9 protein-coding genes are annotated in these 12,028 nt (G+C 69.5%); 5 read left to right on the top strand and 4 right to left on the bottom strand.

Features of this window, described 5'->3' with window-relative positions; genetic code table 11:
• The first annotated feature begins 9 nt into the window (after positions 1 to 9).
• Both DEW08_RS12580 and DEW08_RS12585 read left to right on the top strand, forming a co-directional pair.
• A complete protein-coding gene (locus DEW08_RS12580) occupies positions 10 to 894 on the top strand; it encodes an ABC transporter permease (RefSeq protein WP_109327594.1) in 885 nt (294 codons plus the stop codon).
• The gene (locus tag DEW08_RS12585) at positions 891 to 1,688 is read left to right on the top strand and encodes an ABC transporter ATP-binding protein (protein WP_109327596.1); all 798 of its coding nucleotides are present in this window, start codon (positions 891 to 893) and stop codon (positions 1,686 to 1,688) included. Before DEW08_RS12580 ends, DEW08_RS12585 begins: the two co-directional genes overlap by 4 nt.
• A gap of 13 nt (positions 1,689 to 1,701) precedes the next feature.
• On the opposite strand, the gene DEW08_RS12590 is transcribed toward DEW08_RS12585, so the two are convergent.
• The gene (locus DEW08_RS12590; protein ID WP_109327598.1) at positions 1,702 to 3,477 is read right to left on the bottom strand and encodes a monovalent cation:proton antiporter-2 (CPA2) family protein; all 1,776 of its coding nucleotides are present in this window, start codon (positions 3,475 to 3,477) and stop codon (positions 1,702 to 1,704) included.
• Positions 3,478 to 3,821: 344 nt separating this feature from the next.
• Positions 3,822 to 4,952, bottom strand: a complete 1,131-nt coding sequence (gene apbC, locus DEW08_RS12595) for an iron-sulfur cluster carrier protein ApbC (protein ID WP_109327600.1) — start codon at positions 4,950 to 4,952, stop codon at positions 3,822 to 3,824.
• Between the two features lie 167 nt (positions 4,953 to 5,119).
• Between apbC and hflK the strand changes: the two genes are divergently transcribed.
• The 3 genes from hflK (at position 5,120) to DEW08_RS12610 (ending at position 9,132) form a co-directional block, all read left to right on the top strand.
• The gene (hflK, locus tag DEW08_RS12600) at positions 5,120 to 6,355 is read left to right on the top strand and encodes an FtsH protease activity modulator HflK (protein ID WP_245986181.1); all 1,236 of its coding nucleotides are present in this window, start codon (positions 5,120 to 5,122) and stop codon (positions 6,353 to 6,355) included.
• Positions 6,356 to 6,369: 14 nt separating this feature from the next.
• A complete protein-coding gene (hflC, locus tag DEW08_RS12605) occupies positions 6,370 to 7,242 on the top strand; it encodes a protease modulator HflC (protein ID WP_109327602.1) in 873 nt (290 codons plus the stop codon).
• Between the two features lie 423 nt (positions 7,243 to 7,665).
• On the top strand, positions 7,666 to 9,132 hold the full coding sequence (locus DEW08_RS12610) for a DegQ family serine endoprotease (protein WP_109329802.1): 1,467 nt from the start codon (positions 7,666 to 7,668) through the stop codon (positions 9,130 to 9,132).
• A gap of 100 nt (positions 9,133 to 9,232) precedes the next feature.
• On the opposite strand, the gene ltrA is transcribed toward DEW08_RS12610, so the two are convergent.
• Positions 9,233 to 10,387, bottom strand: a complete 1,155-nt coding sequence (ltrA, locus tag DEW08_RS12615) for a group II intron reverse transcriptase/maturase (protein WP_245986183.1) — start codon at positions 10,385 to 10,387, stop codon at positions 9,233 to 9,235.
• Between the two features lie 671 nt (positions 10,388 to 11,058).
• Entirely contained in the window at positions 11,059 to 11,880 is an 822-nt protein-coding gene (hutG, locus tag DEW08_RS12625; RefSeq protein WP_109327606.1) for an N-formylglutamate deformylase, read from the bottom strand.
• Positions 11,881 to 12,028: the final 148 nt, after the last annotated feature.

Genomic DNA, 12,028 nt, shown 5'->3' on the forward strand with positions numbered 1-12,028 from the left:
CTGCAGTTCATGAGTGAGATCGCCTTTTTCGGCGCCATAGAGATCGGACTGGTCTACGCGCTGGTCGCCCTTGGCGTGTACCTGTCGTTCCGGGTGCTCGACTTCCCCGACCTGACGGTCGACGGCAGTTTCCCGCTGGGGGCTGCCGTCGCCGCGGCCCTGCTGGTGGCCGGAGCCAATCCCTGGCTCGCCAGCTTCGCCGCCGCGCTGGCCGGTGCCGCTGCCGGCCTGGTGACGGCGACGCTGAACGTGCGGTTCCGCATCCTGCATCTGCTGGCGAGCATCCTGACGATGATCGCCCTCTTCTCCGTCAACCTGCGGGTGATGGGGCGACCGAACGTGGCGCTTCTGACGCAGGAGACGGTGCTGACTCCCTTCTACGGGTTGGGACTGCCCGACCATCTGGTGCGGCCGCTGGTGGTCCTGGTCATCGTGGTGGCGGTGGTCCTGCTGCTGGCGCGGTTCCTGGCGAGCGAGTTCGGGCTCGCCATGCGGGCGACCGGGGCGAACGCCCGGATGGCGCGGGCGCAGGGGGTCGACACCGACGCCCACATCTATGCCGGCATGGCGCTGTCCAACGGGCTGTGCGGTCTGGCCGGCGCGCTGTTCGCCCAGACCAACGGCTTCGCCGACGTCACCACCGGGCTTGGCACCATCGTCGTCGGGCTGGCGGCGGTCATCGTCGGGGAGACGGTGCTGCCGGCCCGCATGCTGGTGCTGGCCCTGATCGGCTGCGTCGTCGGGTCGATCCTCTACCGGCTGGCGGTGCAGGTCGCCCTGTCGGCCGACGCCATCGGGCTGCAGGCCTCCGACCTCAACCTCGTGACGGCCGTGCTGGTGGCGGTGGCGCTGATCCTGCCGCGGCTGAAGGCCGCCGCGGGAGGGGCCCGATGATCACCGTCCAGGGTATCCACGTCACCTTCGGCCGCGGCACGCCGCTGGAGAAGAAGGCGCTGCGCGGGGTGGACCTGACCATCCCCGAGGGGCAGTTCGTCACGGTCATCGGCTCCAACGGCGCCGGCAAGTCGACCCTGCTGGGCGCGCTGGCCGGGGACGTGCTGGCCGAGCGCGGGACGATCGCCATCGACGGCACGGACGTCACGCGCTGGACCACGCCCAGGCGGTCCGCCCTGGTCGCCCGCGTCTTCCAGGACCCCATGGCGGGGAGCTGCGCCAACCTCACCATCGAGGAGAACATGGCGCTGGCTGCGGCGCGCGGGCGGCGGCGCGGCCTGGGGCTGGCGCTGCGCTCCGACCGCCGCCACCAGTTCCGCGAGCGGATCGCCGAGCTGGGGCTGGGGCTGGAACGGCGGCTGCACGACCGGATGGGCCTGCTGTCCGGCGGGCAGCGGCAGGCGGTCAGCCTGCTGATGGCCACGCTGTCCGGGTCCAAGATCCTGCTGCTCGACGAGCATACGGCGGCGCTGGACCCGGCGACGGCCGACTTCGTTCTGGACCTCACGCGCCGGATCGTCCGCGAGAACCGGCTGACCACGCTGATGGTCACCCATTCCATGCGCCAGGCGCTCGACTATGGCGACCGCACCGTCATGCTCCACGAGGGGCAGGTGGTGCTGGACGTCGCGGGGGAGGAGCGCGCCGGGCTGGACGTGCCCCACCTGCTCGCCCTGTTCGCCCGGCAGCGCGGCGGGGTGGAGATCAGCGACGACAGCCTGCTGATCGACTGAGGCCCCCGCGCCGTCACCGCTCGTCCCGGTCCGCCTCGAAGAGGGCCTGGAGCTCGGCTGCGGCCTGCCGCGAGGTCTGGATGAGCCGGGTCTCGTCATGGTGGACGGCGTGCTGGCGGAGGAGCGTCCGTTCGTCATGGGCGCGGAAGGTGTCGAGCGTGCGGGCGACCTCGTCCTGCGGCAGGCCCAGCGTCTGCAGCACGTCCCCGGTCAGCCGCAGGCTCGAGTCGAGGGTTTCCCGGACGATGTGGGTGACGCCGCGGTCCATCAGGTAATGGGCGTGGCGCCGGTTGCGGGCGCGGGCCAGGATGGTCAGGTTGGGGAAGTGGCGCCGGGCGATCTCCACGACGCGCAGCGATTCCTCCACATCGGCCAGCGCCACCACCAGCACCCTGGCGGTCTCCGCCCCGGCGGCGCGCAGCAGTTCGGGCCGGGTGGGGTCGCCGTAGAAGACCTTGTTGCCGAAGCGCCGGACGAAATCGACCTGCGCCGCGTCCTTCTCCAGCGCGGTGAAGGGGATGCCGCGCAGGCGCAGGATGCGGCCGACGATCTGGCCGACCCGGCCGAAGCCGCAGATGAGGACCGGCGAGCCGTCGGTCTCGATCCGGTCGAAGGGCCGCGGCGACTTGACGATCAGCCGCGGTGCCAGCCAGCGCTCCTCCGCCGAGAAGAGGAAGGGGGTGGCGAGCATCGACAGGGTGACGACCAGCATGGCGGCCGAGGCCTGCGCCTGGGTCATCGCCCCGACCGAGACGGCGAGGCCGAAGAGGACGAAGCCGAACTCGCCGCCCTGGCTCAGCACCGTCGCCATGCGGACCGAGCCGCCGATGCGCAGGCCGCCGAACCGGCCCAGCCCGACCAGAACCGCCGCCTTCACCAGCATCAGCCCGAGGGCCAGCGCGATGAAGCGCACCGGCTCGGCCAGCAGGGCCGGGATGTCGGCGGCCATGCCGACCGACACGAAGAACAGGCCGAGCAGCAGCCCCTCGAACGGCTCGATGTCGGCACGGACCTCGTGCCGGTATTCCGAATCGGACAGCAGCACGCCGGCCATGAAGGCGCCGAGCGACATGGACAGCCCGGCGGCCTGGACGAAGACGGCGGTGCCGATGACGATCAGCAGGACCGTCGCCGTGAAGATCTCCGGCGACTTGGCGCTGTCGGCGGCGCGGAAGGCCGGCCGTACCAGATAGCGGCCGCCGACCAGCACCAGGGCGATCGCGCCCACCCCCTTGGCGACCGCCAGCCAGGCCCCGTCGGCGTCCGGCATCGCGCCGCTGTTGCCGAGCAGGGGCAGCAGGGCCACCGCCGGGATGATCGCGAGGTCCTGGAACAGCAGGATCGAGAAGGCGTTGCGGCCCGACAGGCCGGCCAGCAGCTCCCGCTCCGCCAGCATGGGCAGCACCATGGCGGTGGAGGAGAGCGCCAGCCCGAACCCCAGCACGACCGCCGCCGGCAGCGGCAGGCCGAGCCCGAATGCGGCGAGCGCCCCGACCACCACCGCGGTGACGATCACCTGTGCCCCGCCCAGCCCCAGCACGGCCTTGCGCATCACCCACAGGCGGGCCGGCCGCAGCTCCAGCCCGATCAGGAACAGCAGGAGGACGACGCCGAGCTCCGAGGCGTGGGCGATGGCGCCGACGTCGGTGACGAGCCCCAGCCCCGCCGGCCCGACCACCAGCCCGGCCGCGAGGTAGCCCAGCGGCGCCCCGAACCCGAATCGCTTCGCCACCGGCACGGCGACCACCATCGCCGCCAGCAGCACGACCACCGTAACCAGCTCCGCCATCTGTTCCCGCCCGTTGTCTTGCCCCGCTCCAGTATGAGGCAAATCGTCGCAGAGCAGGTAGGGGGCGGATGGCCGGCGTTGTGCGCGTTGTGCAGCGTTCTTCCGCCGCACAATGGATTCTGGTCGAGATTGTATTGTGAAATCAACGCATTGGCGGAACCGTTCGTCCACGGTCATTGTGCGCGGGATGCACAATGCAGACGTGAGGGGTGCCGGGCGCACCTATCGCGTTGATGGAACGACTGTATCAGCCTGATCGGGATGGGGCAAGCCGGTGCGCTTCGAGCGACCGGGGCTGCCCCTCGCATCCCATCCCCTCTCCACCGGAGCGTGTGGTCCGCCCCTTACTGCACCACGATCCGCGGCGCGGCACGGCTGGGACCGGTGGCGCCGGAGATCTTCTCCCAGACGCGGGCGGCGATCCGGCGATAGGCCTTGGCGTGCTCGCTGTCCGGCTGCGACACGACGATGGGCTGGCCCTGGTCGGAGGTCTCGCGGATCGACAGGTGCAGCGGAATCTCGCCGAGGAACTCCATGCCGAGCTGCTCGGCCTCCCGCTTCGCGCCGCCGTGGCTGAAGATGTCGGTGCGGTGGCCGCAGTTCGGGCAGCAGAAATAGCTCATGTTCTCGACGATGCCGAGGACGGGCACGTCGACCCGGCGGAACATGTTCAGCCCCTTGCGGGCGTCCAGCAGGGCGATGTCCTGCGGCGTGGAGACGATGACGGCGCCGGCCAGCGGCACCGACTGCGCCATGGTGAGCTGGGCGTCGCCGGTGCCCGGCGGCATGTCCACCACCAGCACGTCGAGCTCGCCCCAGTTCACGTCGCGCAGCATCTGCTGGAGCGCGCTCATCACCATGGGGCCGCGCCAGATCATCGGCGTATCCTCGGCCACCAGGAACCCCATGGACATGACCTTGATGCCGTAATTCTCCATCGGCTCCAGCCGGCGCCCGTCCGGGCTGCCGGGGCGGCCGGCGATGCCGAGCATGCGGGGCATGGAGGGGCCGTAGATGTCGGCGTCGAGCAGCCCGACCCGCTGTCCGTTGGCGGCCAGCCCCAGCGCCAGGTTCACGGCGGTGGTCGACTTGCCGACGCCGCCCTTGCCGGACGCGACGGCGACGATCGCCTTGACGCCGGGGACCATCGCCTTCTGCTCTCCGGCGCCATGGGCGTGACCATGGCCGTGCCCCTGCTGCGGGGCGGCCTGCCCGGCGGGGGCGGCACGGTGGGCGGTCAGCACGGCGGTCACCGACAGGACGCCGGGAATCGCCTCCACCGCCTTCTCGGCGGCATGGCGCACCGGCTCGGCCTGGGCGCCGCGTTTGGGGTCCACCTCGATGGAGAAAGCGACGTGCCCGTCACGCACCACCAGACCGGACAACATGCCGAGACCGACGATGTCGCGGCCCCGTTCCGGATCGATCACGGACTTGAGCGCGTCCAGAACTTGAGCTTCGCTGACCTGCACCATGGTTGAAAACTCCGCTGCCTTCCCGATATTGGCGGATATCCGTTGGTGGATCCCTGCCCTGATCGGCGGGGGCACTATAGGACCGAGGAATAACAATGGTAAAGGGAGCCGGCCGCTTACCGGTTCCCTCGACCTGACGAGAGTGTGAGGAAGGGGGACTGAACGGAATGCCGTGGAGCAATCAAGGCGGGGGCGGTGGAGGTGGCGGCCCCTGGGGTCCTCCGCCGGGTGGTGGCCAGAATCCGTGGGGACGGCCGCCCGGCGGCGGCAACGGGGGCGGGGGCGGGGGCGGTCCGCAGCCTCCCGACCTTGAGGATCTCCTGCGCAGGAGCCAGGACCGTCTGCGGCGCGTGATGCCCGGCGGCGTCGGCAGCGGCCGCGGGATCGCCCTGGTGGTCGGCGTGCTGGCGCTCGTCTGGCTCGCCAGCGGCATCTATCGGGTGGAGGCGGACGAGCAGGGCGTGGTGATGCGGTTCGGCCAGTGGGTGCGAACCGAGCAGCCCGGCCTGCGCTACCGCCTGCCGTCGCCGATCGAATCGGTGCTGCTGCCGAAGGTCACCCGCGTCAACCGCATCGAGGTCGGCTACCGCTCCGCCGGCGACGGACGCCGCGGCGACCGCGACGTGACGGACGAGTCGATGATGCTGACCGGCGACGAGAACATCATCGACATCGACTTCACGGTGTTCTGGGTGATCAAGGACGCGGGCCAGTTCCTGTTCAAGATCCGCGAGCCCGAGGTGACGGTGAAGAAGGCGGCCGAGAGCGCGATGCGCGAGGTGATCGGCCGGACCGAGCTGCAGCCCGCCCTGACCGAGGCCCGCCAGCAGATCGAATCCTCCACCCGGCAGCTCCTGCAGGCGATGCTCGACGACTATCAGGCGGGCATCGAGATCACGCAGGTCCAGCTCCAGAAGGCCGACCCGCCGTCGCCGGTCATCGACGCCTTCAACGACGTGCAGCGTGCCCGCTCCGACCGCGAGCGCGCCCGCAACGAGGCGGAAGCCTACCGCAACGACATCATTCCGCGCGCCCGAGGCGAAGCGGAGCGCCTGATCCAGGAGGCCTCGGCCTACCGCGAGCAGGTGGTGAGCCTGGCCCAGGGTGACGCCGACCGGTTCCGCAAGGTGCACGAGGCCTACAGCCTGTCCAAGGACGTGACCGCCCGCCGTCTCTACCTGGAGACGATGGAGGAGATCCTGCGCGGCCGGAACAAGGTGATCGTCGACGGCAACGCGCAGGGCGTCGTGCCCTACCTGCCGCTGAGCCAGCTCCACCCGGCCTCGCCGCCGGCGCCGGGGCAGATCCCGATGCGCAGCGGCGGCCCGATCGCGCAGCCCGGCAGCCAGTCGTCCGGCGCGACGACCCTTCCCGGCGCCCAGTCGTTGCAGAGCAACCGGTAAGGGGGAGAGACGCCATGAACCGTACCCTTGCCATCGCCGGCCTCGGCATCGTCGCCGCCGCCGTCGTCGCCTCGTCCGCCCTGTTCACCGTGAACGAGGCGCAGCAGGCGCTGGTCCTGCAGTTCGGCGAACCGCGCCGGGTCATCCAGACACCGGGCCTGCAGGTGAAGATCCCCTTCATCCAGGAGGTCCGGATCCTCGACCGCCGCGTGCTGGACCTCGACCCGCCGGTCGAACAGGTGATCCTGGCCGACCAGAAGCGCCTGGATGTCGACGCCTTTGCCCGCTACCGCATCCACGATCCGCTGAAGTTCTACCAGACCGCGGGAACCGAGGCGGTCGCCGAGACGCGGATGAACTCGATCGTCAACTCCTCGCTGCGCCGCGTGCTGGGCAGCGTCACCCTGCTGGCCGTGCTGTCGGAGGAGCGCGCGCGGATCATGAACGACATCCGCGGCCAGGTGAACGGCGAGGCCCAGCGCTTCGGCATCGAGATCGTCGATGTCCGCATCCGCCGCGCCGACCTGCCGGAGGAGACCAGCCAGTCGATCTTCGCCCGCATGCGGTCCGAGCGCGAACGTGAGGCCGCCGAGGCCCGCGCCCAGGGCCAGGAGCAGTCGCAGCAGATCCGCTCCCGCGCCGAGCGCGAACGCACGGTCATCCTGGCCGAGGCGCAGCGCGACGCGCAGATCCTGCGCGGTGAGGGCGACAACCAGGCGATCAAGCTGATCGGCGAGGCGACCTCGATCGATCCGCAGTTCTACAGCTTCTACCGGTCGCTGGAAGCCTACCGGAAGGCCCTGAACAAGGACGACACCACCCTCGTCCTGAGCCCCACCGGCGAGTTCTTCCGCTATTTCGGCGCCGGCAGCACTCCGGAGAAGTAACGGAAGCGGCACCTCCTCCGCCCGATGGGGGCGGAGGAGGAACCCGCAAAAAATCCCCCTTTCCCGGCAATGAAACGGGACTCCGCCGTTTCCTCCGCGCCATTTTAAGGCCATAGTCGCCAACGAATACTCGTACGACCAGGAGATCGGCGCCGGGGCGGATCCGGCCGCTTCGGACGGTTGCCCCGGGGCTTGGACCCAGCGGCAGTTGCTTGAAGCGATGTGGTGGATGCCCTAGATCCGCTGCCATCGGATCGGGCGTGCCTTCCGGCCGCCGTTCCGCATGACCGCGACCAGGGCCGGTCGTCTGGCAGGGAGAAGCAGTTGATTCGCACCGACAACACCGGTTCGGCCGCTTTCGTTTCGGCCGCCCCTTTCCTCACCCGGCGGCTCCGCCCGTCCGCCCTGCTGTCCGGCGTCCGCATGCTGGTCACCGCGGCGGTCTGCGCGGTGACGCTGGCCGCCGGCACCCCGGCTCTCGCCCAGGGGCGCAGCAACGCGCCGGGCAGCTTCGCCGATCTGGCGGAAAAGCTGCTGCCGGCCGTCGTGAACATCTCCACCAGCCAGGCCGCGCCGCAGCGCCAGCCGGGCCAGCGTCCGGAGGTGCCGCAGTTCCCGCCGGGCTCGCCGTTCGAGGAGTTCTTCCGTGACTTCTTCGACCGCCAGCAGCAGGACCAGCCGCAGCGCAAGGCCACCTCTCTGGGGTCGGGATTCGTCATCGACGCCAAGAACGGCTATGTGGTGACCAACAACCACGTCATCCAGGACGCCGACGAGGTCACGGTCATCCTGCAGGACGACACCAACATCAAGGCGGAGGTCGTCGGCAAGGACAGCAAGACCGACCTCGCCCTGCTGAAGATCAAGACCAACCATCCGCTGGTCGCCGTGCCCTTCGGCGACAGCGACGCCATGCGGGTGGGCGACTGGGTGCTGGCGATCGGCAACCCGTTCGGGCTCGGCGGCTCGGTCACCGCGGGCATCATCTCGGCCCGGCAGCGCGACATCAACGCCGGCCCCTATGACGACTTCCTGCAGACCGACGCCTCGATCAACCGCGGCAACTCCGGCGGCCCGATGTTCAACCTGAACGGCGAGGTGATCGGCATCAACACCGCCATCTTCTCGCCCTCGGGCGGGTCGGTCGGCATCGGCTTCGCCATCCCGTCGAACCTCGCCAAGCAGGTCGTGGCCCAGCTCCGCGACTATGGCAAGACGCGGCGCGGCTGGCTGGGCGTCCGTATTCAGGCGGTCACGCCGGAGATCGCGGAGAGCCTGGGCCTGCCGGCGCACAAGGGCGCTCTGGTCGCCTCGGTCACGCCGGACGGCCCGGCCGCGAAGAGCGGAATCCAGGCCGGCGATGTCGTGACCAAGTTCGACGGCAAGGAGATCAACGAGATGCGGCGCCTGCCGCGCGTGGTTGCCGAAACCGCCATCGACAAGGCCGTCCCGGTCGAGGTCTGGCGCAAGGGCAAGACCATGAACGTGCAGGTCAAGGTCGGCGAGCTGGAGGCTGCCGAGGAATCGGGCCTGCTGGCCGCCGGTCCGGAAGAGCGCGCGCCGAAGGACAAGGGGCCGGCCCCGAAGGCGACCGAGGCGCTGGGCCTGAAGCTGACCGCCATCACGCCGGAACTGCGCCAGCAGTACGAGATCAAGCCCGAGCTGAAGGGCGTGGTCGTGACCGAGGTGCAGAGCGGTTCCACCGCCGGCGAGAAGGGCGTTCGCCCGGGCGACGTGATCGTCGAGGTCGGCCAGGAGGAGGTCCGCAAGCCGGAGGACGTCACCGGCAAGATCCAGAAGGCCAAGGAGCAGGGCAAGAAGTCGATCCTGCTGCTGATCGACCGCAAGGGCGACCTGCGCTTCGTCGCCATCCCGCTCGGCCAGGGCTGACCGGCCGGCGCAATCGGCATAGGGGGCGACCCGAGAAGGTCGCACCCCTGCCACACCACCCGGCATGCGGGTCCGCACCGGGCGGTTCGGGGGATTGAGGTCATGCGAGCCTGGGCAGTCCGAGTTGGTCTGCCCATTTGATCGTGAGGACTGCATTGAGAAGCTTGCCGCTGTTGCCCCACCAGGGTCGGCCATTGGCCGCGATTTGTTGGGCGACGGCGGGCTTGGCCCCTCTGGCCGTCAGTTCCCGGAAGATGGTCTTCCCCCGCTTCCACTGCTTGAGCTGAATGGCCCGCAGCCGGTGGCGTATCCATTCGTCCAGCGTTCGCCGGACCTTTGGAGTTTGCGCCAGTCGGAAGTAGGCTTTCCAGCCCAGCAGGAAATCGCGCAGCCTCGCCACCACCGCGGCCATCGACCGTCCCGTCAGCCGGGGCGTCAGGTCGCGGATGTGGTCCTTGAACGCCGTGATCGCCTTGTCGGCGACCCTCCGCCTGACCTCTCCCTTCGGTCCGGCCCAGAAGGCATAGCCGAGGAATTTGCGGCCGAAGACGGGGGCCACGGCGCTCTTGGCTTCGTTCACCGTCAGGTGCAACCGGCCATGGAGGCGCCGCAGCAGGGCCATCACCCGCTCTCCCGCCCGACGCGACCGCACATGGACGTTGCAGTCGTCGGCGTAGCGGCAGAAGGCATGGCCCCGGCGTTCCAGTTCCTTGTCCACCTCGTCCAGGATCAGATTGGCCAGCAGCGGCGACAGCGGTCCCCCTTGCGGGGAACCCGTCCGACGCCGTGCGACCGCCCCATCGTCCTCCATGACGCCGGCATCCAGGTAGGCCCGCACCAGCCGGATGATGGCCGGGTCCGGGACCCTCTTGGACAGACGGTCGATCGGAAGGTCATGGTCGATCCGGTCGAAGAACTTCTCCAGGTCCACATCCACGACGATCCGCCGGCCGGACTGCACGAAGCTTTGCGCCGCAAGGACGGCGTCGTGCGCACTCCGGCCGGGACGGAAGCCGTAACTGTGGTCGCTGAAGCCGGGATCGAGGATCGGCTGGAGAACTTGCAGCATCGCCTGTTGGATCAGGCGGTCCGTCACCGGGGGAATGCCGAGTTCGCGCTCGCCACCCCCAGGTTTCGGGATCATCACGCGACGCACCGGCTGCGGCCGGTACGTCCCCTCCCGCAGGCTGTCGCGGATCGCCGGCCAGCGGCTCTTCAGCAGTGCGGCGGTCTGGTCGATGTCCAGGCCGTCCACTCCCGCTGCACCCCCGTTGGCCCGCACCTTCCTCAACGCTCGCAGAAGGTTCTCTCGCGCCAGGACCGCATCCAGCAGCCCCGGCCCCATGGCGTCCGTGTCCCGGCGCGGGCGCTCGGCTTCGTCAAGACGGGCCTCCGGACGGGCTTCACCCGTCCTCCTCTCCCGCCTCCCGGATCGCTCCGGCATCTGACGCATGGCCTCACGCATCGTCGGGTGGACTCCATTCTCCCTCGTTCGGCCCTTCGGTCCGGCTCGCGCCTCGCCTACTATGGCCTCTGCTGACTTCCCGCTCCGGCTCGACGCCGTCGCCCTTTCAGGCGCAAGGCGGGATCTCCCCAGGTAAGAACGCGTTCCTTCGCTGCACGACCGCCGGATTTACGCCACCGACCCTTGGTCACAAGAGCTTCGCGGTTCCATGCCCGCTCGCCCTGGTCGGCACCGCCTCATATCCGGTTCTTGTTCATCGGCCCGCAGCTGCGATCCACGCTTCCTTCCCACGGTCGGTTGCCCTTCCGCAGTTGCGCTTCTCTTCGTTCGCCGTGATCAGCTTACGGAGGGACTTACACCCTCAAGAACGCGCCCATGCTGGGCGCACACGGAAAAGCCCTTCCCCCTGCTCGGGGGAAGGGCTTTTTTCTTTGCCGCGGGCGATGGGCTGGAGGGATGGCCTAGAGGAAGGCCGCGCGGCGGGTCGAGGCGTTCTCCCACGCCCATTCGACCAGGACGCTGACCAGCCGCTCCAGGCAGGGCTTCACGTCGCCGGCAAGATCGGGGCGGAAGCCGAAGGGCGGCTCCTCGTCCATGTAGATGGACTGGGCCAGTTCCAGTTGGATGGCGTGGATGTTCTCCTTCGGCCGGCCGTAGCGGCGGGTGATGAAGCCGCCGTTGAAGCTGCCGTTCAGCACCGACGAGTAGCGGCCGTTGGCGCTCAGCACATTCATCAGCCGGCTGACCAGGGCGGGAGCGGCGGTGGTGCCGTCGCCGGTGCCGAGGCTGAAGTCGGGCAGCGCGCCGCCGAAGAAGCGCGGGACCTGCCGCCGGATCGAATGGGCGTCCAGCAGGACGGCGACGCCGAAGCGGTCGCGCAGGCTCCGCAGTTCGGCGTCGAGCTGCTCGTGGTAGGGGCGCCAGAAGGCGCCGACGCGGCGCTCCACCTCCGCCGCGTCGGGCGCGCGGCCGGGCTGGTAGAGCGGCTGGAAATCGAAGCTGGTCAGCGGGCAGAGCTCGGTGTTGCTGATCTCCGGGTAGGAGGCGGCGCCGGCCGGGTCGCGGTTGAGGTCGACGACGTAGCGGGACAGCACCGGCCGCAGGAAGCCGATGCCGAGCGCCGGGGCGAAGTGGTAGAGGCGGTCGAGGTGGCGGTCGGCATCCGGCTGGGCCAGCGCCGCTTCGGTCATGCAGGCCTCGATATCGGAAGGAATAACCGTCCCGACATGGGGAATGCTGAGCAGGACCGGCGTCTCGCCGGGCTGAAAGCGAAAGGAATCCATGTCCCGACCCGTAGGTGAAGTCGCGGCTCCACGGCTGGGAAGCTGCCCAGCGTGCGCTGCAACATGAAGACTATGGTACGAATGAAACTTCCGGGTCAAACGGATTGCAGATTCCAGGAACGATTTTTCATCGCTCCGGGAAAGCTTC

It is taken from the genome of Azospirillum thermophilum, assembly GCF_003130795.1.
GTDB lineage: Bacteria > Pseudomonadota > Alphaproteobacteria > Azospirillales > Azospirillaceae > Azospirillum > Azospirillum thermophilum.

Excerpts from the sequence above, each read along its gene's own strand:
- apbC (WP_109327600.1), bottom strand. The coding sequence starts at position 4,952 with ATGGTGCAGGTCAGCGAAGCTCAAGTTCTGGACGCGCTCAAGTCCGTG.
- DEW08_RS12610 (WP_109329802.1), top strand. The coding sequence starts at position 7,666 with ATGCTGGTCACCGCGGCGGTCTGCGCGGTGACGCTGGCCGCCGGCACC.
- hutG (WP_109327606.1), bottom strand. The coding sequence starts at position 11,880 with ATGGATTCCTTTCGCTTTCAGCCCGGCGAGACGCCGGTCCTGCTCAGC.
- hflK (WP_245986181.1), top strand. The coding sequence starts at position 5,120 with ATGCCGTGGAGCAATCAAGGCGGGGGCGGTGGAGGTGGCGGCCCCTGG.
- DEW08_RS12580 (WP_109327594.1), top strand. The coding sequence starts at position 10 with ATGAGTGAGATCGCCTTTTTCGGCGCCATAGAGATCGGACTGGTCTAC.
- hflC (WP_109327602.1), top strand. The coding sequence starts at position 6,370 with ATGAACCGTACCCTTGCCATCGCCGGCCTCGGCATCGTCGCCGCCGCC.
- DEW08_RS12585 (WP_109327596.1), top strand. The coding sequence starts at position 891 with ATGATCACCGTCCAGGGTATCCACGTCACCTTCGGCCGCGGCACGCCG.
- DEW08_RS12590 (WP_109327598.1), bottom strand. The coding sequence starts at position 3,477 with ATGGCGGAGCTGGTTACGGTGGTCGTGCTGCTGGCGGCGATGGTGGTC.